The 19,736-nt window shown below is 61.7% G+C and carries 16 protein-coding genes, 1 tRNA gene and 1 pseudogene; 12 read left to right on the top strand and 6 right to left on the bottom strand.

What is annotated here, in order from left to right:
* Positions 1 to 83: 83 nt before the first annotated feature.
* From PMW70_RS00335 to PMW70_RS00295, 9 genes are all read left to right on the top strand, one after another.
* The gene (locus PMW70_RS00335; protein ID WP_271743529.1) at positions 84 to 2,087 is read left to right on the top strand and encodes a fructose-specific PTS transporter subunit EIIC; all 2,004 of its coding nucleotides are present in this window, start codon (positions 84 to 86) and stop codon (positions 2,085 to 2,087) included.
* A gap of 399 nt (positions 2,088 to 2,486) precedes the next feature.
* On the top strand, positions 2,487 to 2,750 hold the full coding sequence (locus PMW70_RS00330) for an HPr family phosphocarrier protein (RefSeq protein WP_022094575.1): 264 nt from the start codon (positions 2,487 to 2,489) through the stop codon (positions 2,748 to 2,750).
* Between the two features lie 133 nt (positions 2,751 to 2,883).
* Positions 2,884 to 4,587, top strand: coding sequence for a phosphoenolpyruvate--protein phosphotransferase (ptsP, locus tag PMW70_RS00325; RefSeq protein ID WP_055250441.1), 1,704 nt, complete (start codon positions 2,884 to 2,886; stop codon positions 4,585 to 4,587).
* Between the two features lie 74 nt (positions 4,588 to 4,661).
* Positions 4,662 to 5,594 carry a 1-phosphofructokinase family hexose kinase gene (locus tag PMW70_RS00320; RefSeq protein WP_055250439.1) on the top strand — a complete coding sequence of 311 codons (933 nt, stop codon included), beginning with the start codon at positions 4,662 to 4,664 and terminating at the stop codon, positions 5,592 to 5,594.
* Positions 5,595 to 5,783: 189 nt separating this feature from the next.
* Complete coding sequence (locus PMW70_RS00315) at positions 5,784 to 6,716, top strand: 1-phosphofructokinase family hexose kinase (RefSeq protein ID WP_271743528.1); 933 nt, start codon at positions 5,784 to 5,786, stop codon at positions 6,714 to 6,716.
* A gap of 201 nt (positions 6,717 to 6,917) precedes the next feature.
* Positions 6,918 to 8,312, top strand: a complete 1,395-nt coding sequence (locus PMW70_RS00310) for a CCA tRNA nucleotidyltransferase (protein ID WP_117583463.1) — start codon at positions 6,918 to 6,920, stop codon at positions 8,310 to 8,312.
* A 152-nt stretch (positions 8,313 to 8,464) separates the two neighbouring features.
* A tRNA-Glu gene (locus tag PMW70_RS00305) sits at positions 8,465 to 8,541 on the top strand.
* 150 nt (positions 8,542 to 8,691) lie between these two features.
* Positions 8,692 to 9,999: a lysylphosphatidylglycerol synthase transmembrane domain-containing protein gene (locus tag PMW70_RS00300; RefSeq protein ID WP_271743527.1), complete on the top strand. Its 1,308-nt coding sequence runs from the start codon at positions 8,692 to 8,694 to the stop codon at positions 9,997 to 9,999.
* Between the two features lie 116 nt (positions 10,000 to 10,115).
* Positions 10,116 to 10,727 (top strand): TetR/AcrR family transcriptional regulator, encoded by a 612-nt coding sequence (locus PMW70_RS00295; RefSeq protein ID WP_158556488.1) that lies wholly within the window; start codon positions 10,116 to 10,118, stop codon positions 10,725 to 10,727.
* Positions 10,728 to 10,730: 3 nt separating this feature from the next.
* On the opposite strand, the pseudogene PMW70_RS00290 reads toward PMW70_RS00295, so the two are convergent.
* From PMW70_RS00290 to PMW70_RS00265, 6 genes and pseudogenes are all read right to left on the bottom strand, one after another.
* Positions 10,731 to 10,955, bottom strand: a pseudogene (locus PMW70_RS00290) (DDE-type integrase/transposase/recombinase); the annotation flags it as partial.
* A 77-nt stretch (positions 10,956 to 11,032) separates the two neighbouring features.
* Positions 11,033 to 12,301: an ABC transporter ATP-binding protein gene (locus tag PMW70_RS00285; RefSeq protein WP_271743526.1), complete on the bottom strand. Its 1,269-nt coding sequence runs from the start codon at positions 12,299 to 12,301 to the stop codon at positions 11,033 to 11,035.
* A complete protein-coding gene (locus tag PMW70_RS00280; RefSeq protein ID WP_117583467.1) occupies positions 12,302 to 13,324 on the bottom strand; it encodes a FecCD family ABC transporter permease in 1,023 nt (340 codons plus the stop codon).
* Positions 13,325 to 13,346: 22 nt separating this feature from the next.
* Positions 13,347 to 14,918 (bottom strand): ABC transporter substrate-binding protein, encoded by a 1,572-nt coding sequence (locus PMW70_RS00275; RefSeq protein WP_271743525.1) that lies wholly within the window; start codon positions 14,916 to 14,918, stop codon positions 13,347 to 13,349.
* A 4-nt stretch (positions 14,919 to 14,922) separates the two neighbouring features.
* Entirely contained in the window at positions 14,923 to 15,456 is a 534-nt protein-coding gene (locus PMW70_RS00270) for a hypothetical protein (protein ID WP_089571779.1), read from the bottom strand.
* Positions 15,457 to 15,600: 144 nt separating this feature from the next.
* Positions 15,601 to 16,527 (bottom strand): sirohydrochlorin cobaltochelatase, encoded by a 927-nt coding sequence (locus tag PMW70_RS00265; protein WP_271743524.1) that lies wholly within the window; start codon positions 16,525 to 16,527, stop codon positions 15,601 to 15,603.
* Positions 16,528 to 17,038: 511 nt separating this feature from the next.
* Here PMW70_RS00265 and cobM point away from each other — a divergent pair.
* The 3 genes from cobM to cobI are packed head-to-tail and all read left to right on the top strand — an operon-like array spanning position 17,039 to position 19,698.
* Positions 17,039 to 17,830 carry a precorrin-4 C(11)-methyltransferase gene (gene cobM, locus PMW70_RS00260; RefSeq protein WP_118225780.1) on the top strand — a complete coding sequence of 264 codons (792 nt, stop codon included), beginning with the start codon at positions 17,039 to 17,041 and terminating at the stop codon, positions 17,828 to 17,830.
* Between the two features lies 1 nt (position 17,831).
* Positions 17,832 to 19,016, top strand: a complete 1,185-nt coding sequence (gene cbiD / locus PMW70_RS00255) for a cobalt-precorrin-5B (C(1))-methyltransferase CbiD (RefSeq protein WP_271743523.1) — start codon at positions 17,832 to 17,834, stop codon at positions 19,014 to 19,016.
* Positions 19,009 to 19,698: a precorrin-2 C(20)-methyltransferase gene (gene cobI / locus PMW70_RS00250; RefSeq protein ID WP_271743522.1), complete on the top strand. Its 690-nt coding sequence runs from the start codon at positions 19,009 to 19,011 to the stop codon at positions 19,696 to 19,698. The genes cbiD and cobI overlap by 8 nt, the downstream gene beginning before the upstream one ends.
* Positions 19,699 to 19,736 lie beyond the last annotated feature (38 nt).

Below are 19,736 nucleotides of genomic sequence, written 5' to 3'. Positions count from 1 at the left end.
GTATCTTTCAGTTGTGGAAAAGCGCGCAAGGACGCGCGTGTAGGGGAGCGCCTGCGGGCGCAAAACTTAAAAAGGAGGGACACATGGCTAAGTTTGACATCATCGCCGCCACCGGTTGCCCGACCGGTATCGCGCACACCTTCATGGCGAAGGAGGCGCTGGAGAAGGCAGCTGCCGAGCGAGGTCTGACCATTAAGGTCGAGACCCATGGCCAGGTCGGTGTCGAGAACGAGCTCACCAAGAGCGAGATCGCCGGTGCCAAGGCCGTCGTCGTCGCAGCCGATAAGGATGTCCAGGCTGAGCGTTTCGCCGGTAAGCCCATGGTTTCCGTTGGTGTTTCCAAGGCCCTGTCCGTTGAGGCCGCCGGTAAGCTGATTGACCGCGCACTCGCCGCTAAGGGCGACAGCACGGTTGCAGCCGCTGCCGATGTCGAGGACGAAGTCGAGGAGAAGGAGTCCATCGGCCACGTCATCTATAAGCACCTCATGAACGGCGTCAGCCACATGCTGGTCTTCGTCGTTGCTGGTGGTGTTCTGACCGCTGTTTCGTTCCTGTGGGGCATTACGTCCTTCGATTCGACGGCGTCTGACTACAACAGCTTTGCTGCGATGCTCAAGATCATCGGCGGTATCGCTATGAACCTCATGGTTCCGGTGCTTTCCGCCTACATCGCCGAATCCATCGGCAAGCGCCCGGCGCTCGTTCCCGGCTTTGTTGCCGGTATGATCGCCATCCAGGGCCTGCCTGTTAACGCCGAGACCGGCATGATCGACGCCGGTGGCGCCGGCGTGGGCTTCGGCTTCCTGGGCGGCATCGTCGGCGGCTTCCTCGCCGGTTATGTCATCCTGCTGCTCGAGAAGGTCTTTGCCGGTCTGCCCAAGAACCTGGACGGCCTCAAGGCTATCTTCCTTTACCCGCTGTTCTCGACGGCTATCGTCGGTCTGGTCATGCTCGGCATCTCCGGCCCCATGGCTGCCATCAACACCGCCATGATGGACTTCCTCAAGGGTCTGTCCGCCTCTGGCGCCATTGTCCTGGGCCTTGCCATCGGCTGCATGTGCGCCGTTGACATGGGCGGCCCGGTCAACAAGGCTGCTTACGTCACCGGTACCGCTATGCTCACCGAGGCCTTGGCTGCTGGCGTTGGCACCGATACCTACAACTTCGGCACCAACTTCATGGCTGCCGTCTCCGCCGCCTGCATCGTTCCGCCGCTGATCACCACCTTCGCCGTCGTCGTTGGCAAGAAGTACTTCAGCCAGGAGGATCATGACGCCGGTATCGTCAACCTCATTCTTGGTTGCACCCACATCACCGAGGGCGCCATTCCGTTCATGACCAAGAACATCTGGCCCGTCATGCCCATCATGATGCTCGGTTCCTCCATCGCCTCGATCCTGACCATCATGTTCAACGTTCACGATCCGGCGCCTCACGGTGGCTTCCTGGTCCTGCCCGTTGTCGAGAACGGTCCGCTGTGGGTCCTCGCGATCCTCATCGGCGCTGTGATCGGTGGCATCCTGTTCGTGGCCTTCAAGAAGTACGACTTCGAGAAGAATCAGAAGGCCGCTCCTGTAGCCAAGCCGGTTGAGGCTTCCAAGGCTGCTGCCGTTGAGGCCCCTAAGGCCGATGCTGCCGACTTCGTGAAGGTCGAGAATGTCTTTGTCGCCGAGGACTTCGCTTCTCGCGACGAGGCTCTGAGCTTCGTTTCCAACCAGGCTGTCAAGGCCGGTATCGCCAGCGACGCCGACGCCGTGATGAACGCCTTCCTGGCCCGCGAGGCCGAGGGCACCACGGGCATGATGGAGGGCTTCGCCATCCCGCATGCCAAGTCCGACGCCATTACCGAGGCTGCCGTCATCGTCGTTAAGGACGAGTCCGGCGTGACCGGTTGGGATACCATGGACGGCGCTCCCGTCAACGTGGCCATCGCTCTGCTCATCCCTGGTGCACAGGCTGGCACCACGCACCTCAAGATCCTGTCCAAGGTCGCCGAGGCGCTCATGGACGAGGACTTCCGTGCCACCGTCAAGGGTTCCACCGACGCCGCCGAGATCGCCAAGACGATCAACGCCCGCCTGGTCTAATTCCGCAGTACGCGAATAACATCGCCCCCTGTAACAAAGGCGAGGACTCCCTACGGGTCCTCGCCTTTTTTCATACCACCCGGCACTCAGGGACGTTCCTTTCCTGCCGGCACCCCGGGACACTCCTTAGTCCCCAACAGGGCATAAATAGCCCTCATCGACTGAATCACCCACGCGAACAATAATTCAGCCAGAATTCCTTTTGCACGATATTTCTTGGACGGAAGCATGTTCCCGCAGCCCCGCCCGGCAGGCGAGCGGACAGCGAACGACATCTGTCCAACAATTCGTGCGAAACACAATGAAAAACCGTTTGATGTGAGTTAATATAAACAACGTCGTGAATCTGACTCCTGCCACATGCATGACAGGGGTTAAACACAAAAAAAGGAGTCAACTATGGTTTCTGAGAAGGCTACCCTCGTTAATCCTCAGGGTCTGCACATGCGTCCGGCTGGTCTGTTCGCCTCCACCATGGGCAAGTACGCCTGTGACGTGACGGTCGTCACCCCCGAGAAGGAGGTCAACGGCAAGTCCCCGATGGCCCTCATGGCTGCTGGTATCCCCTGCGGCACCGAGGTCGAGGTCAAGTGCGACGGCGCCGACGAGGCCGAGGCTCTGGCTGCTGCCATCGAGCTCATCAAGAGCGGTCTTGGCGAGTAGAACTCAAACGGGTCGCATGTTGAACAACTAAGTTCATATTTGGGGGCGCAGTGACCTGTCTTAAGGTAGCTGCGCTCTTTTGTCATGGATATGGCAAAACGCTTTATCACATGACACGGAGAGAGGAATGGGAATGTATCAGGGAGTCAACGCTTCCGAGGGCATCGGTATCGGCACCGTCATGGTCGCCGTCGATCCCGACTTGACGTTTGAGCCGCACGAGGTTGCTGATTCGGCAGCAGAGAAGGAGCGCTATCAGACCGCTCTTTCGGTCTTCTGCGAGAAGACCCAGGCTCAGGCCGACCACATGAAGGAGACGGTGGGCGAGGCCGAGGCCGAGATCATGAGCGGACACATTGTCCTGGCTCAGGATCCGGGCATGACCGACGCCATCAACGCCGCCATTGACGGCGGCACCTGCGCCGAGCAGGCGCTCATGGACACCTCGACCATGTTCGAGAACATGTTCCTGTCCATGGACGATGAGATGTTCCGTCTGCGCGCGGCCGACATCGCCGACATCCGCACCGGTATTCTGGCCGAGCTGCTGGGCAAGGAGGTCGTCGACCTTTCCGTCCTGCCCGAGAACACCGTCGTTGTCGTGCACGACCTCACGCCGTCCATGACCGCCACGATCGATAAGGCCCACGTTGCCGGTATCGTCACCGAGACTGGTGGCCGCACGTCGCACTCCGCAATCATTGCGCGCGCCCTCGAGATCCCGGCTGTCCTTTCGGTTTCCAACAGCTGCACCGCACTGCGCAACGGCATGACCGTTGTCGTCGACGGTGGCAAGGGTATCGTCGAGGCCGATCCCGATGAGGAGACGCTCGCCGCTTACACTGCCAAGGCCGAGGCTTTCGCTGCCGAGAAGGCGGCTCTCGAGGCCTTCCGCGGCAAGCCGTCCGTGACTGCCGACGGCATCAAGAAGATTATTGCCTGCAACATCGGCAACCCCGATGACGTGCCCAACGCGCTCGATCACGATGCCGAGGCTATCGGCCTGTTCCGTTCCGAGTTCCTGTTCATGGATTCTGCTGAGCTTCCTTCCGAGGAGGAGCAGTTCAACGCCTACCGTAAGGTCGCCAGCGCGCTCAAGGGCGCTCCGGTCATCATCCGCACGCTCGATGTGGGTGGCGACAAGGAGATTCCGTACCTGCACATGGTCAAGGAAGAGAACCCCTTCATGGGCTTCCGCGCCGTGCGTTACTGCCTGGCCAACCCCGACCAGTACAAGGTCCAGCTCCGCGCCCTGCTGCGCGCCAGCGCCTTCGGTGACGTCAAGATTATGATCCCGCTCGTCACCTGCGTCGAGGAAGTCTTGGCTGTCAAGGAGCTCGTCGAGCAGTGTAAGACCGAGCTGACCGAAGAGGGTCGCAAGTTCAACGAGAACATCGAGGTCGGCATCATGGTCGAGACGCCTGCAGCCTCGCTGCTCGCTGACCGCCTGGCCGAGGTCGCCGACTTCTTCTCCATCGGCACCAACGACCTGATCGGCTACACCATGTGCGCCGACCGTGGCAACGACACCATCTCCAACCTGTACCAGGTTTACTATCCCGCCGTGCTCCGCTCGCTCAAGAACATCATCGAGAGCGGCGTGAAGGCCGGCATCATGGTCGGTATGTGCGGCGAGGCCGCTGCCGATCCGTTGCTCGAGCCGCTGCTGATCAGCTGGGGCCTGGAGGAGTTCTCGATGAGCGCTCCGTCCATCCTGCGCGCCCGCAAGACCATCAGCCAGTGGACCAAGGCCGAGTGCGACGAGCTCGCCGAGAAGGCGCTCGCCTGCAACACCGCTGCCGAGGTCAAGGCACTGCTCGAGTCCGCAGCTCGCTAATTTGGTATCAGAGGTAACCGCGTGGTTGGAATGGGCCGGCCACGCGGCCCTCACATATACAGGGGGTACTGTAAATGTTCTACACGCTAACCGCTAACCCGGCTGTCGACATGACGGTATCGAGCTCTCCGCTCGAGCCCGACGAGAACGTCCGCACCGGCTCGGCCAGCTACACGGCTAACGGCAAGGGCCTCGACGTGTCCTTCGCCTTTAAGAAGATGGGCGTCGACACCGTCGCTCTCGGCTTCTTCGCCGGCTTCACGGGCAAGTTCATCGTCGAGGAGGTCATGAACCTGGGTTGCCTTTGCCGCCCGGTCTGGACCGACGGTATCACGCGCATTAACACCTACGTCAACGATGGCCAGCACGAGTACGGCATCCTCAACCCCGGTGCTCCGATCACGCCGCAGCACCAGGAGGAGCTCTACAACATCCTGGACACCGCGGGCGACCTTGAGTGCCTGATCGTCTCCGGCTCCGTGCCTCCCAAAGCTACGCCCGACTTCCTGGCTCAGGTCATGGAGCACGCTCAGGCCCGTGGCGCCGACGTCGTCCTGGACCTGTCCTCCGACAAGCTCAAGGAGCTCGCTCACAAGAAGCCGCTGCTCATTAAGCCGAACCATCACGAGATGAAGGCTATCTTCGGCGTGCCGGTCGACACCGACGACGAGGTCCGCGTTGCCATGAAGCTGGCTCACGAGGCCGGCGTCCAGAACGTGCTGCTCACCCGTGGTAGCCGCGGTGACGCTTACTTCTCCAACGGCGAGGACATCTGGTATGCCAAGCGTGAGTTCAACATCAAGCTTGTCTCTTCCGTCTGCGCCGGCGACTGCACCCTCGCTGCGTTCCTGCACAAGTGGTACAGGGATCGCGACAACGTCGAGGAGGCCATGAAGCTCGCTATGGCCACCGGTGCCAACGTTGCTGAGTCCGTCGGCATCGGCGACTTTGGTCACGTCGACGAGTACAGCAAGCGCGTTGCTGTCCGCAAGCTCGATCGCAAGTAAGCGAAACGCGACAAACTCGTGCGCATACGGCGTCCCGGTTTCGACCGGGGCGCCTTTTTTGTTCTGCCATGGGGGAGACATGTTCTGCCGTACTTCATCGCTTCCACACCGTTTACCGAGTTGTCCTAGCCTTTTACCGATGTGTGGAATATACTTTCATTAACACGTTGCTTCGTGAAAGGAACATTCATGATTTATACGCTCACTGCAAATCCCGCTATTGACTACAACATCTCCTGCGATGGCCTGTCCGCCAACACCGTCACCCGCACCCGTAACGCTGTCTACACCCCCAACGGCAAGGGTCTCAACGTCTCTTTTACGCTCGACCACTACGGCGTCGACACCACGATCCTGGGCTTCTTCGCCGGCTTCTCGGGAGAGTTTATCGTTAAGGGCGCCGAGGCCCTTGGCGTGCCCGTCAAGCCCGTGTGGACTGACGGCATCACGCGTGTCAACGTGTTCCTCAACGCCGGTCCCGACACCGAGTACAACATGGTCAATGCCGGTGCCGCCATCAATGCTGCCAACGAGCAGGAGATGTTTGAGCTCATCGATTCACTTGACGACATGACCTGCCTGGTCATTAGCGGCTCGCTGCCCCCCAACACCTCTGAGGGCTTCCTGGCCGAGGTGCTTCGCCGCGTTAAGGCAAAGGGCGCCGAGTTCGTGCTCGATATTTCGAGCCATCAGTTGGCCGACCTCATTGCTATGGAGCCGCTCCTCATTAAGCCTAACGACGACGAGCTGCTCGACATCTTTGGCATTAAGGTGAGCGGTGGCGACGACGAGTCTGTCAAGGGCGCGATGGCCGAACTGCATGCCAAGGGCGCCAAGAACGTGCTGTTGACCCTGGGTGGCGCCGGCGCGTACTTCTCCAACGGCGAGAACATCTGGTTTGCCAACCGTACCTTTGAGGTCAAGCTGCTGTCGACCGTTTGCGCCGGTGACTCTTCGCTGGCCGCCTTCCTGTCCGTGTGGCACGACGCTCCCGAGCGCGTCGAGGACGCCCTGCGCCTCTCGATGGCCACCGGCGCCAACGTGGTCGAGTGCCCGGGTCTGGGCGATTTTGCTAAGGTCGATGAGTATCAGAAGGGCATCGCCATCCGTCAGGTCTGCTAACGCAGCGCACGGACCTTGCATCTTTGCTTTGTAGAGCACCCGTCTCGGATTGCCGAGGCGGGTGCTTTTTCATGTTTGTAGTCGATGCCTTGGGATCCAATCGTGCTTGAAGCGCGTTCGCGTGTGCGCCCGCTCTCATTTCTTGCTAGACTTCATGGAAACCATCAATCGATATGCCCGCAATTGCAGGAGGCCACAGGAATGTGCAATGTTTCGCTCAACGCTACGCAGCCGTCAGCCGCCTCTCTGTGCGTGTTGCGAGCCCTCGAGGATGCCGGTCTTGAGGCCTGGTACGTGGGCGGTTGGGTACGTGACGCCCTGATGGGACGTCCCAGCCACGATGTCGACATGTGCTGTAGCGGCCTGTGGCAGGAGTCCAAGGCGGCACTCGAGGCCGCCGGTATTGCCGTAGTTGAGTCGGGCATTAAATTTGGCGGCATTACGGCTATTTGCGATGGCGAGCGCATTGAGGTCACCACCTATCGCCTGGACGGCTTCTATACCGACGGTCGTCATCCTCAGAGTGTGGAGCGCGCCGCTTCGCTTGAGGACGATCTGGCGCGCCGCGACTTTACCGTCAATGCCATGGCGTGGCATCCCGAGCGCGGCCTTGTCGACCGCTACGATGGCCAGGGCGACCTAGACCGCAAGCTGATTCGCGCCGTCGGTGATCCTAAGCGCCGCTTTAACGAGGATGCCCTGCGCATGTTGCGCGCGGTGCGCTTTGCCTGCCGCCTAGACTTTGTGATTGAGCCCGAGACCAAGTGTGCCCTTGCCGAGTGCGCGCCGCTGCTCGATGCCGTGGCGCGCGAGCGCGTGGGCATTGAGCTCGAGGGTATCCTTTCGACCGGCCATGGGGGAGACGCGATGCTGCGCTACCCCGAGCTTGTTTGCGCCGCCGTGCCCGAGCTCGCGTCCGCTCGCGGGTTTGATCAACGCAGCGTCTATCATGCGTTTAACGTCTACGAGCATATCGCCCGCGTGCTGACGGTGGCAGGGGAGCTGGCGCTGTGCGACGGCGTCGCGCCCTCGTCGAGCCTTATGTGGGCGGCGTTTTTGCACGACGTTTCCAAACCCGAGTGCTTTACGGTCGATCACGACGGCAGCGGCCACTTCTACGGTCATCCCGAGCTCGGCGTCAAGAAGGCGCGTGTCATCATGGATCGCCTGGCGCTCTCGCACGATTTGGTGCGCGATGTGTGCCTGCTGATCAAATACCATGACAAGCCGCTGCGCCCCGAGCGCTCCTGCCTGCTCAATATGATGCGCGCGCTTTCGGGCGAGGGTGTCGATACGCCGCGTCTGATGGACGAGCTCATGGACCTTAAGCGTGCCGACACGCTCGGCAAGGCGCCCTCGTGCTTCTATTACGTCGAGACGATCGAGGAGATGCGTACGCTCGCCCACGATCTGCTGCAGGCGGGGGAGCCCTATACACTCAAGATGCTTGCCATCAATGGTGGCGACCTGATCCGCGCCGGCGTCAAGCCGGGGCCGGAGCTGGGACAGCTTCTCAACGCCGCCCTCGACGCCGTGATCGAGGACAACATCCCCAACAACCGCGAAGCCCTCCTGACTCATCTCCACCTAGGGTAGCTAAAATAGCCCCGTCCCAAATTAGCTACCTTGTTGACCTGCGCGTTCCATAACCTCGCGACAAAATTTCGGCAATTTGGAATTTCTTCTTGCGCTTGCGTTTTTTGTCCCGTAATATATTTCCTCGCAGCACGGCAGTGCAGATGTCATGTGGCCCGTTCGTCTAGCGGTTTAGGACGCCGCCCTCTCAAGGCGGAGATCACCAGTTCGAATCTGGTACGGGCTACCACGCATCTGATACCCGGTCTTTCCACGGAAGACCGGGTTTTTTATTATCAAACAACTGTCTGTCATTCCCGTTTGAACAAGAGCTTTGCGTTCTGCTTATGGCCCTTACGGGTACAATAACCAAGATATTTTGACTGTTAGAAGGAGTCTCATGACGGAGTCCTCTCAGCATACGTCCAAGCCCCAGGTCGAGGTTGAGGCCTCGGGCGGCGATGACAATAAGAGCGCACGCCGCGGCGCAATCTTTATCGGCGTTGTGCTGGTGGGTTATATCGTCTATCTGGTGGTAACCGGGCAGATGGGGCAGTTCTGGGCTGCTATGTCGAGCATCCAGGCGCCCTGGCTCGTTGTCGCGTGTCTTTGCATGTTCATGTATCTGTTCTTTGGCATTGTGGCCTATGCGATCGCCGTCTGGCTCGACCCCAATTCACCCGTCGGCATTCGCGACCTGATCTCGGTCGAGGCGAGTGGCATCTTCTTTGGCAACCTGACGCCCATGATGATGGGCTCTACGCCTGCCCAGATCTACCGCCTGACCAAAGCGGGTCAAAACGTGGGCGAAGCGGGTGCCACGCAGTTCACCCGATTTATTGTGTATCAGTTTGGCCTAGTTGCCTGGGGCGCTATCCTATTGCTTGCTCGCATGCCGTTTTTTGCCGAGCGCTATGGCGACATGACGCTGCTGTGCGTCTTTAGTTTTGGCGGTCACTGCTGCATCCTGCTCGGCATCTTCGCCGTCGCGCTCATGCCTAAGACCGTCACGCGCGTCGCCCATTGCATCATCAATTGGCTCGAGCGCATAGGTGTCTCGGCCACTAAGATCGATGGATGGCGCTCGTTTGTCGATGGCGAGATCTACTCCTTCTCCGAGAAGTTCAAGCTTTCGGCCGGACATTTTTCTTCCATGCTGCTCACCGTGTTTATCACCATGCTGCAGCTCGCGTTTTTCTATCTGGTGCCGTATTTTCTGATGCTCGCCTTTGGCCACCACGAGGTCGACTTTTTCTCGGTCATGGCCGCGAGCGCCTTTGTCCAGCTGCTGAGCTCTGCGGTTCCCTTGCCCGGTGGAACTGGTGGCGCTGAGGGCGGCTTTGCTTTGTTCTTGGGTCATTTCTTTGGGTCGGCTTCGACCGCCGGCTATCTGCTGTGGCGTCTCATTACGTTTATCGCGCCGACCATTTTGGCTGCGCCCCTGCTGGGCCTTAAGAGCGCCCACAACGAGAGTATCCATGCGCGCTGGGATCGCGTGATGCGCAAGCTCGGCCGCGCGCCTCAGACGCCCTCTGCGCCCACTAAGCCGCACCCCACGAATGCTGTTACCGTTGATCCCAGGAAGCACGCTCAGAAGGCTTCTGGGACCGCTAAGCCGGCTCATAAAGCCTATGTGCGACAGACGGGCGACGGTATCCGCGTATCTCCGTCGGCACTCAATAAGAAGAAGCACCCTAAGTCGCAGTAGGACAGTCGTGCGTTCTTCATGATGCGGGGCATATTTGTGCTGTATGGGGGATAATCCTCTTACGTAGATTATCTCTCATCTGTTGATGAATGCCCGCATATCGAAGGGACACGTCTATGGACACCAGCAAACCGCGTCTTGATCGCCGCATCGTTCGCAGCCGCAATGCCATCCTTTCCGCTTTCGAGCGCCTGCTCATGGAAAAGCCGCTGGCAGACATTACGGTGAGTGCCATCGCGCGCGAGGCCAATGTCGACCGCAAGACCTTTTACGTTCACTTTGGTACGGTTGATGGCTTGCTCGATGCCATTGCCGTCGATGTGGTGGAGATGATTGTCGACTCGGTTGAGAAAACGCTTGCCTCCATGGACGGCGACACCAACGAGCGCGCCCTGGGCGCGGCGGCGACCTTCTTTAAAACCGTTAACGAGGCACTATGCAACAACTTGGTGCTCAATCGTCAGCTGATCGAGAACATTCCGCTCGATGATTTTATGGCTCGTCTTCGTGCGCCGCTCGAACACGAGATTGCCGAGCGCGATCTGCTGCCCCAAGGTCTCAAGGACGAGATGTTCGACTACTATCTGGCGTTCTTGCTGTCGGGTATTATCGGTATCTATCGCACGTGGGCCCTGTCTGATGGCTCGGTTCCTATCGAGCGCGTCTCGGAGGTCGCCAACGACCTGACTCTCAATGGCCTATCGAGTCTGGAATCTCGCTTGGATTAGGCGCAGGCTCGAGTTCGTGAGGCGCTTGTCGGGGTGCAGCCCGATCGACCAGGCGACGAGCATCCCGCCGAAGCAGTCGATGACCGGGCTCAGGTAGACCTTCTCGCCGCCCGGGAGTCTGAACTCGGTGATGTCGGTGAGCCACAGCAGGTTGGGCTCGTCGGCGTGGAAATTCCTGTTTACGAGGTTCTCCGGCGCCTTGTAGACCTCGCCGGCGTAGGAGCTGTAGCCTGAGGATCATTAAAAGAAAGTCCAGTTTATCCTTCCCACTCCAATTGGGAATCCTCCGATGCGCCTTCGCACGCTCACATGACCTCGATACCATGCGAGCGTGCGAACTCGACGAGCTCTGCGTTGCGGGCGTTTATGGTGCCGAAGGCGGCGGGGCACACAATAAGGCGCGCGCAGTGGACGAGGAGCTCTTTGGCGCGGGCTATGGTTTTATCCCCGATCGGCTCGAAGGCGCGCTCGGCCACGCATTCCGCTGCCAGGTCGCGCGCGAGCTCGCAGTCGATGTCCCCTTCGTGCAGAACGCCCGCGCAGAACGCCTTGCCCTGCCGGACGAGCTGGCGAAACACAGCCGACCCCGTACCTGCGCCGGCGATGACGAACGTGTTCGCATCGCCGTGCGGGCGCCCAATTTCCACGCTGCCGAAGCGCTCGTTGAAGGTGCCATGCTGAAGGCCGTAGAGCTCGCCAATCGTCTCGCGTGTGAATATGTCCTCGGGTGCGCCGACGCGGAAGACCCGGCCGTCCTTCACGCAAATCACCTTGTCGGCGCTTTTCTGCGCGAGCTCGAGTTCGTGGATGGACATGATGACAGCCACATTCCGCGATTTCGCAAGGTGGCGAAGTATTCGCAGCAGGTCGATCTGGTAGCGGATATCGAGATACGACGTGGGCTCGTCGAGCACGAGCACACGCGGATCCTGCGCGATGGCGCGTGCGAGCATGACGCGCTGGCGTTGCCCGTCGCTTATCTGCATAAAGTCGCGCTCGGCGAGCTCTTCCACATGTGCGGTTTTCATGGCCTCGTCGACCCGACTATGGTCGTCGGGCGAGAGTGTGCCCATTCGCCCGGTGTAGGGGTGCCTTCCTGCCTCTACGACATCGCGGCAGGTGAGGAGCTCGGTCCGGGGGCGATCTGTCAGCATAACGGCAAGGTTCCTTGCAAACTCCGCCGTCTTCCATCGGGAAATCTCCCGCCCGTCGAGCTCGACCGCGCCGGCAAGCGGTGCCAGATGGCGTGTGATGGTTTTCAAGATGGTCGACTTGCCCGAGCCGTTCGGCCCGATGAGCGCCACGACGTCGCCCGCGCGAACCTCCAGATCGACGCCTTCGACTACGACCTTCTTGTCGTAGCCCGCCGACAGGTCGCTTATGTGGAAAAGCGGCGCTCCGTCAGCCTGCGTTTCGACCGTAGTTTCGAGGTTCGGCTCCGCTCGGAGGAGGCGTTCCGCGCGCAGTTCCGCACGAGCCGAAAGTGCCTTCTGGCGCTTTCGTGCGAGCTCAGGACTGTCTAAGCATGGAATGTCCCCTCCGAGCGTTTTGGGCCGCGGCACGAATTCCCCCATCTACCTCACCCGCTTCTTCAACATGAGCGCGATAACCACCGGAGCGCCGAAGATGGCGGTGACGGCGCTGATGGAAAGCTCGACGGGAGAGAACAGCGTGCGCGCGATCAAATCGCAGCCCGCGCAGAAGATGGCGCCTCCCAAGAAGCACGCAGGAATCACGCGGATGGGCTTCGACGACTTTAGCGCCGACTTCACGAGATGCGGAACCGCGATGCCTACGAACGACACCGGACCAGCGAACGCGGTCACGCAGGCGGAGAGCATGCTCGCTAGAAGGACGAGCACCACGCGGAAGCGTGCGACGTTCACGCCGACGCTTTTCGCGTAGGCTTCTCCCAGCTGGAAGGCGGAAAGGGGCTTCGATATCGCGAATACGCATGCGCTCACGGTGATCACCACGACCGCGATGATCGCGATGTCGTCCCAGCTCGAACCCGAGAAGCTACCCAAAGACCAGTTGTGCAGGTTCACGATGGACTGGTCGTCGGCGAAGGCGATGAGGAAGTTCGTCGCCGCCGAGCAGATGTATCCCACCATGACGCCCGCCACGATGAGCATGGCCATGGAACTTATGCGCCGTGCGATGAGGAGCACGAAGCCGATGGTGATAAGCGAGCCCAGAAACGCTGCGGCCACCATGGCCGGCGAGGACATGGCCTGGTTCGCGCCTAGAAGTACGATCATCGTAAGCGCGACGACGAACTTTGCGCCCGAGGAGACGCCCAAGATGAACGGGTCGGCGATGGGGTTGTTGAAAAACGTCTGCAGCAGGAACCCGGAAAGCGAAAGTGCCCCGCCGAGAAGCACGGCTGAAAGCACGCGCGGCAGGCGAATCTCCCAGATGACCTGGCTTTCCATGGAATTGGCCGCGCCGCCCGAAAGGATGCCGGGGATGTGGTCTGCGGGCACGAGCGCGCTCCCGATGCACAGGTTGGCCCCGACGAGCACGATGAGGGCAACAGCGAGCAGCGCCGTCACGACGCGACACCGCGCGGCGCGCCCCGATTCGTCGTATGCCATGGAAAGCCGGCTTCTCATGGCGCTAACCGAGCTTCCTCAGATAATGGAAGTCGCTCGCGTCATCGCCGGTGAACGCCCCGTGCAGCTCGTCGATAATGTCGGCGGTAGAAGTCATCTGCTGGTACATGTCGGCGCTTGTGACCCAGACGTTGCCGTTCTTCACGGCTTTGAACTGCGACAATAGCGCGTTTTTGCCTACGAAGTCGTTCAAGGTGGCAACCGATTCGTCGATGGTGCCGTTGTAGACGATGATGTCGGCATCCTTCGCCGTCGCGTAGAAGCGCTCCATTTCGAGCGTTACTGACGAACCTGACGTCGACGCCGTCTGCGCGTCATCGAGCGCATAGCTGCCGCCTGCAAGCTCGATCATCTGCGCCACGTAGTCGCCCGCCCGCCGCGTGACGGCGGCCCCGTTCGAGTTAATGTAGAAATACGCCACGGTTTTACCTGACGACGCGAGCCCCGACGTTTGCTCGACGCGGGCCTTCTGCTCGTTGAACAGGTGCGCGGCCTCGTCTTCCTTGTCGAACAGAACGCCGAAAAGCTTAATCCACTCGACGCGCCCGAGTGCTTCGGGCTCGCTCGACGACTGTTCGGTGAGCACGACGAGCCCGAGCTTCTGCAGCTTTTCCTTCACATCGGGCGTGTGGTTGATCATGGTGTTCTCGATGGCGAGTGTGCAGCCCGAGGCCGATATTCGCTCGTAGTCGGGCGCGCTGTACTTGCCGCCGTAGGCGATCGCCCCACTTTCGAGCGCGCTTTTGAAGCCCACGACCGAGCAATCGTCGGCCTTCGTGCCCGACATGATGATATTGTCGTTCGCATCGAGCGCGTCGACCAGGCACATCGTCGCCGACGACACGAGGTACACCTTGTCGGCGGGGCGCCTTATGACCGCGATGTCGGAGCTCAACCCATCAGGTACCTTCGCATCTTGCGGCACCACGAGGAAACGTTCCCCATTCGAAACGCAGATAAGCCGCAGACCGCCTTTGAACTCGTCGACAGTGAAGTGCTCGGCGTATTCAAGCTGAAGCGCCCCCGTCGGCTCCCAGCCACAGCCCAAATCGGCGTTGTGGAAGTCGGCCGCGGCGCTTGAAGCCGTTCCCACAGGGGAGCCGCCGCTTGCTTCGTCGCCCGATTTCTCCTTCATGGTGGATGAGTCGAAGTGGATCGTGTAGTCGATGGTGTGCGGCGTCGACATGGCGACGGTCTCGGCCGACACGGCGATGTCCTCGTCGAGCGTGACGGGTATCTCGAACGTGGAGTTGCCGCCGTCGTTTACGGGCGCGTAGTCCACGCCGTCGACGGTCATCTTGTCGTAGTTCGAACTCGACCAGGTGATGGTCGCGGTGTAGGTGTCGCCATCCTTCACAATTGTGGTGGGTGAGGCGATGCTTGCGCGCCCTGACCCGCCGGAAAGCGAGACATTCACAGTGTATTCCTGAGAGCCCGCCGTGCCACCGGTCGCGTTCGGGCTCGCACTGCACCCCGCGAAGGAAAGCGCGAGCAGGGCGACGAGAACGCAGGCGATCGCGCGCGCCGCGATGCTTCGGCGCTTCCTGTTTTCCCCCTTGGGAAGAATCGACCGCATGGCGTTACTTCAGTGCGTCGGCGCGTAGATCGACGCCGGCGGATTCGAACACGAGCGTGCGGTCGTACCACTGCTCTTTTCTAATACTCCACGCGGCACAGGCGGTGTCCTCGTCGAGCGCATCAACGGGCACGTCGTAGGTGTACTTGCCTTCCGCGTTTTCCACATAGGGGATGAAGTCGGCCTCGCTCGCGGCGGCAGCCTCGTCGCCCGTGCCCATGAAGAGCTTGCCGTAGCCCGTGCCGGAAAGCGTCATCACGCAGTGCATGGAGCCGTTTTCCACGATGAGCTGGGCGTCCACAATCCTGAACATGTTCGAGCTGGAATCTACGGTGATCGGATAGGTGCCGTCGGCCACCTTGTCGGCGGTGATGGGGGCAGCGCTTGCGCCCTCGGTCGCATCGGCCGCCTGCTCGGTCTTTTCCTGGGAATCGGTATTGCTTGCCTTTGCGCTGTCGCTTGAATTTCCGGCGCAGCCGGCGAGCGAGAACGCGAGAAGCGCCGCCGACAGGGCGAAGACGAGGGTTTTCTTCAACATGGAGGGGTTCCTTTCAATCGCTTCTACCGCCCGCGCCGTGCGGTGGGCGGGCGGGATGCGAATGCAACGGGCATGCGCCGTCGGTCGGGGAAGGCGCATGCCCGTTGCACGGGGACGCGACCGGCGCTCCCGTGCGCGGCGAGTTTACAGCTTGGCGATGGCGTCGTCCACGTGCGAGAGGTAGATGTCGTCGACCGCGGCGTTCTGTCCCAGACCCTGGAGCAGGCACGTCACTTCGAAGCCGGCGGCCACGAACTTCGCAGCCCAGCTGTCGGGGTCGGTCTCGTCTGCCATGTCGTTGTTCGCGTGGTCGCCCGCGACCACCATGAACGGCGCGAGCACGGCCTTCTTGTACCCTGCGGCGCTCGCAGCGGCGGTAACATCCTCGCAGGTCGGTTCAGCCTCGACGGTGCCGACGAAGAACTGCGTCAAGCCCTCGTTCTTGAACACTTCCTGCATCTTGGCATAGTCGGCGTTGGAATCGGCTTCGGTGCCGTGGCCCATGAGGCACAGCGCCGTCTTGCCGTCGTCGAAGGACGCCATGTTCTCCTTAATGGCTGCGGCCACCTTCTTGTAGTCGTCGTCGGAGGTGAGCAGCGGGTCGCCGAGCGAGATCTTGTCGAACTTGTCGGCGTACTTGTCGAGTTCGTCTTTCACGTCGGCGTATTCCAGGCCAGCCATGAGATGCGTCGGCTGCACGACGATTTCCTTCACGCCGTCTTCCACGCAGCGGTCGAGCGCCTCGGTCATGTTGTCGATCGTGATGCCGTCGCGCTTCTTCAGCTTGTCGATGATGATCTGCGCGGTGAAGGCGCGGCGGATGTCGTAGTCCTGCCAGTACTTCTCGCGGATAGCGTCTTCGATGGCGCCGATGGTGATGTGGCGCGAATCGTTGTAGCTCGTGCCGAAGCTCGTGACGAGAATGACCGGCTTCACGGCCTTCTCCTTTTCGCTCGATTTCTCGGGACTCGCGGAGGTGCTGGAGCAGCCCGCGAGCGCGACTCCGGCGAGCGCGACGGCTCCGGTTGCTGCGGCGCCCATGAAGCCGCGGCGTGACATCTGGTCGGACATGGTTTTCCCTTTCCTCGGTTTGCCGGTCCCCCGGCGACAGTTGCTTATCGGCACAAGCGAAAGAAAAGCGCGCTCGTCCGCAAAGGGATAGCGCGCCTGTTTCTTGCATTCGAAAGGGAAGCGCACTCCTCGGGGTTCACAAGGAGATAACGCCACGGCGATGCCGTGAGGAAAAGGCGAAGCAGTCTGGCTTGGGGCGCGAGGCGGTTCGCCCGCGCGTCCTACACAGTAATGTCCCTTGCCCAGGATTCCCACCTGGTTCCCTCCGCAAGCCAGCGCGGGCTGTGTGGGCGCCGCGCCGGTCATTTCCTTTTATTCGATTGTCATATGCTCGTTGCCGAAACTACCACTATGATAGTGGGCGTTTGTGGGCGTGTCAAAGCCAGGGCGGGCGGCATTGCGCCTCCTGCCTACGTATTTGCGCCGATTGCCGCTGCGGGCGCCGTGTCTTGCCTGCTGCGCGAAGGGCGGCGTAAACGGTTGCGATGAGAAACGGGAAGGGAAGGCTCGGATGATTTATATCGTTGGCGCAGGTTCGGGCGCCGCCGACCTTATCACGCTGCGCGGGGCGCGTCTTCTGCGCGCGGCCGACGTGGTCGTTTGGGCGGGGAGCCTTGTGAACCCCGAACTGCTCGCCGAGTGCAAGGAATCCTGCGTCGTCTACGACAGCGCGCACATGACCTTGGAGGAAGTGCTCGACGTGATGTGCGCGGCGGATGCGCGGGGCGAGGAAGTGGTGCGCCTGCACACGGGCGACCCGTGCTTGTACGGCGCCATCCAGGAGCAGATGGACGCGCTCGACGCGCGCGGCGTGGACTACGAGGTGGTGCCCGGCGTGTCGAGCTTTTGCGGTGCCGCGGCGGCGCTTCGCCAGGAATACACGCTGCCGGGAATCAGCCAGTCGGTCGTGATCACGCGGCTTTCCGGGCGCACCCCCATGCCCGCGGGCGAGGGCATGCGCACCATGGCGGAAAGCGGCTCGACTATGGTCATCTTCCTGAGCTCGGGTATGCTCGCCGAGCTTTCCGCCGAGCTTTTGGCCGCGGGCCGCAGCTCCGACGAGCCGGCGGCGCTCGTGTACAAGGCGACCTGGCCTGAGGAGCGCGTGGTGCGATGCACAGTGGGCACGCTCGCCGATGCGGGCGCGCGAGAGGGCATCGACCGCACGGCGCTCGTGGTGGTGGGCCGCGTGCTCGGAGCTCGCGGCGGGCTTGCGCACAACGGCGCGCAAGCGGAGTCGTACGAGCGCAGCAAGCTTTACGACCCTTCGTTTGCCACAGGGTATCGGAAGGCGAGCAGCTAGCGTGGCCTTCGAGCACTACATATATACCGGGACGACCCGCCTGCGCTGCGGCTACACCACGGGGAGCTGCGCCGCGCTCGCGGCGAAGGCGGCCTGCGAGATGCTCTTGTCACGAAAGCCCGTCGGCCGCGTGTCGATCGTCACCCCCGGCGGGCTGCCCGTCGAGGCGAACGTGGTCGACGCATGTATCGGCGAGGGGTGCGCCCAGTGCGCCGTGCGAAAGGACGCAGGCGACGATGCCGATGTGACCGACGGCGTGCTCGTGTACGCGCGCGTGGAACATGCGGGGTCGGGCACGGGTACTGCGGGCAGCAAGGGCGTGCCCGCGCGCGAATCGGAAGTTTCCGTCGATGGCGGCGTGGGCGTGGGGCGCGTGACGTTGCCCGGGCTCGAGCAGCCGGTGGGGGCGGCCGCCATCAACGCGACGCCGCGCGCGATGATCACTTCGGCGGTGCGCGAGGTGTGCGCCGCGCACGGCTTTTCTGGAAATATCGCTGTGACGATTTCGGTACCCGAGGGTGTTGCCCTTGCCGAAAAGACCTTCAACCCGCACCTGGGGATAGAGGACGGCATCTCCATCCTGGGCACGACGGGCATCGTCGAGCCGCGCAGTCTCGCTGCCTTGCGCGACAGCATCGAGCTCGAGATCCGGCAGCATGCGGCTATGGGGCGGCGCGGAGTCGTGCTCACGCCCGGCAACTACGGTGCACAGTTCATCTCGGGGCATTTCCACCTAAACGGTGCGCCGGTGGTCTTCATCTCCAACTTCGTGGGTGATGCGATTGATTGCTGCGTTCGCGAGGGATTTACCAATGTCCTTCTTGTGGGACACATCGGCAAGCTGGTGAAGGTCGCGGGCGGCATCATGGACACCCATTCGCGTACCGCCGACTGCCGCGCGGAGATTCTGGCCGCCCACGCGGCCTTGGCCGGCGCGGGAACGAAGACCGTGCGCGAGATCATGTCGTCGGTCACGACCACGGCGGCGCTAGAGGTAATCGAGGCCGCCGGCGTGGGGGACGCTGCGCGCGCCTCGCTCGCTGCGGCAATCGATGACAGGTTGCGCCGCCGCGCGGCGGGCGCATGCGACATCGCCGCGGTCGTGTTCGACGCCGAGCGCCGCGAGCTTTTCCGCACGTCGGGCGCCGATGCAGTTATCGGGGAATTGGGGGCTACGTATGAGTAAAGGCGTGCTGTACGGGGTGGGCACGGGGCCTGGCGACCCCGAGCTGCTCACGATCAAGGCCGTCCGCACAATCGAATCGTGTCCGGTCATCGCCGCACCGCAGACGGCTGACGGGGCCATGGTCGCGCTCGACATCGTGCGCGGCGCCGTCGACCTTACAGGCAAGACGGTGATCCCCGTGCGATTCTCGATGACGCGCGACGCCGAGTGCCGCGCGGCCGAGCATGCCTCGCTTGTTCGCGAGCTTGTCGCGCACCTGGATGCGGTCCGCGACGTCGCGCTGCTGAACCTGGGGGACCCGAGCATCTACGCCACCTTCCAGCGCATAGCGCCCGACGTGCGCGCCTGCGGGTTCGAGGCGCGCGCCATTCCCGGCGTGCCGAGCTTCTGCGCGGTCGCCGCAGCGCTCGAGCGCGACCTCACGCCCGAGATGTCGTCGCCTCTGCACATCGTGCCCGGCGGCTACGACGACGTGCGCCGCGCAATCGGCTGGCCGGGGACGAAGGTGGTCATGAAGGCGCGCCGCTCGCTTGCGGACACGAAGCGCATCCTTCGCGAGGAGGGCGCCTTCGACGGTGCCGAGCTCGTAGAGGACTGTGGGCTTCCGGGCGAGCGCGTGTACCGCTCGCTCGACGATGTGCCCGATCGGGGCAGCTACTTCTCGACGATGGTGGTGCGCTAGATGAGGGTTTCCTGCATAGCGTTCACTGAGAGGGGGTA

The organism is Collinsella aerofaciens (assembly GCF_028209625.1).
GTDB classification, from domain to species: Bacteria; Actinomycetota; Coriobacteriia; order Coriobacteriales; family Coriobacteriaceae; genus Collinsella; species Collinsella aerofaciens_AM.
The sequence above is the reverse complement of the archived record's forward strand: the minus strand, read 5'-3'. Positions and strand labels throughout refer to the sequence as shown.

Excerpts from the sequence above, each read along its gene's own strand:
- PMW70_RS00270 (WP_089571779.1), bottom strand. The coding sequence starts at position 15,456 with ATGTTGAAGAAAACCCTCGTCTTCGCCCTGTCGGCGGCGCTTCTCGCG.
- PMW70_RS00335 (WP_271743529.1), top strand. The coding sequence starts at position 84 with ATGGCTAAGTTTGACATCATCGCCGCCACCGGTTGCCCGACCGGTATC.
- PMW70_RS00310 (WP_117583463.1), top strand. The coding sequence starts at position 6,918 with ATGTGCAATGTTTCGCTCAACGCTACGCAGCCGTCAGCCGCCTCTCTG.
- cobM (WP_118225780.1), top strand. The coding sequence starts at position 17,039 with ATGATTTATATCGTTGGCGCAGGTTCGGGCGCCGCCGACCTTATCACG.
- PMW70_RS00330 (WP_022094575.1), top strand. The coding sequence starts at position 2,487 with ATGGTTTCTGAGAAGGCTACCCTCGTTAATCCTCAGGGTCTGCACATG.
- PMW70_RS00295 (WP_158556488.1), top strand. The coding sequence starts at position 10,116 with ATGGACACCAGCAAACCGCGTCTTGATCGCCGCATCGTTCGCAGCCGC.
- cobI (WP_271743522.1), top strand. The coding sequence starts at position 19,009 with ATGAGTAAAGGCGTGCTGTACGGGGTGGGCACGGGGCCTGGCGACCCC.
- PMW70_RS00280 (WP_117583467.1), bottom strand. The coding sequence starts at position 13,324 with ATGGCATACGACGAATCGGGGCGCGCCGCGCGGTGTCGCGTCGTGACG.
- PMW70_RS00300 (WP_271743527.1), top strand. The coding sequence starts at position 8,692 with ATGACGGAGTCCTCTCAGCATACGTCCAAGCCCCAGGTCGAGGTTGAG.
- PMW70_RS00275 (WP_271743525.1), bottom strand. The coding sequence starts at position 14,918 with ATGCGGTCGATTCTTCCCAAGGGGGAAAACAGGAAGCGCCGAAGCATC.
- PMW70_RS00320 (WP_055250439.1), top strand. The coding sequence starts at position 4,662 with ATGTTCTACACGCTAACCGCTAACCCGGCTGTCGACATGACGGTATCG.
- PMW70_RS00265 (WP_271743524.1), bottom strand. The coding sequence starts at position 16,527 with ATGTCCGACCAGATGTCACGCCGCGGCTTCATGGGCGCCGCAGCAACC.
- ptsP (WP_055250441.1), top strand. The coding sequence starts at position 2,884 with ATGTATCAGGGAGTCAACGCTTCCGAGGGCATCGGTATCGGCACCGTC.
- PMW70_RS00315 (WP_271743528.1), top strand. The coding sequence starts at position 5,784 with ATGATTTATACGCTCACTGCAAATCCCGCTATTGACTACAACATCTCC.
- PMW70_RS00285 (WP_271743526.1), bottom strand. The coding sequence starts at position 12,301 with ATGGGGGAATTCGTGCCGCGGCCCAAAACGCTCGGAGGGGACATTCCA.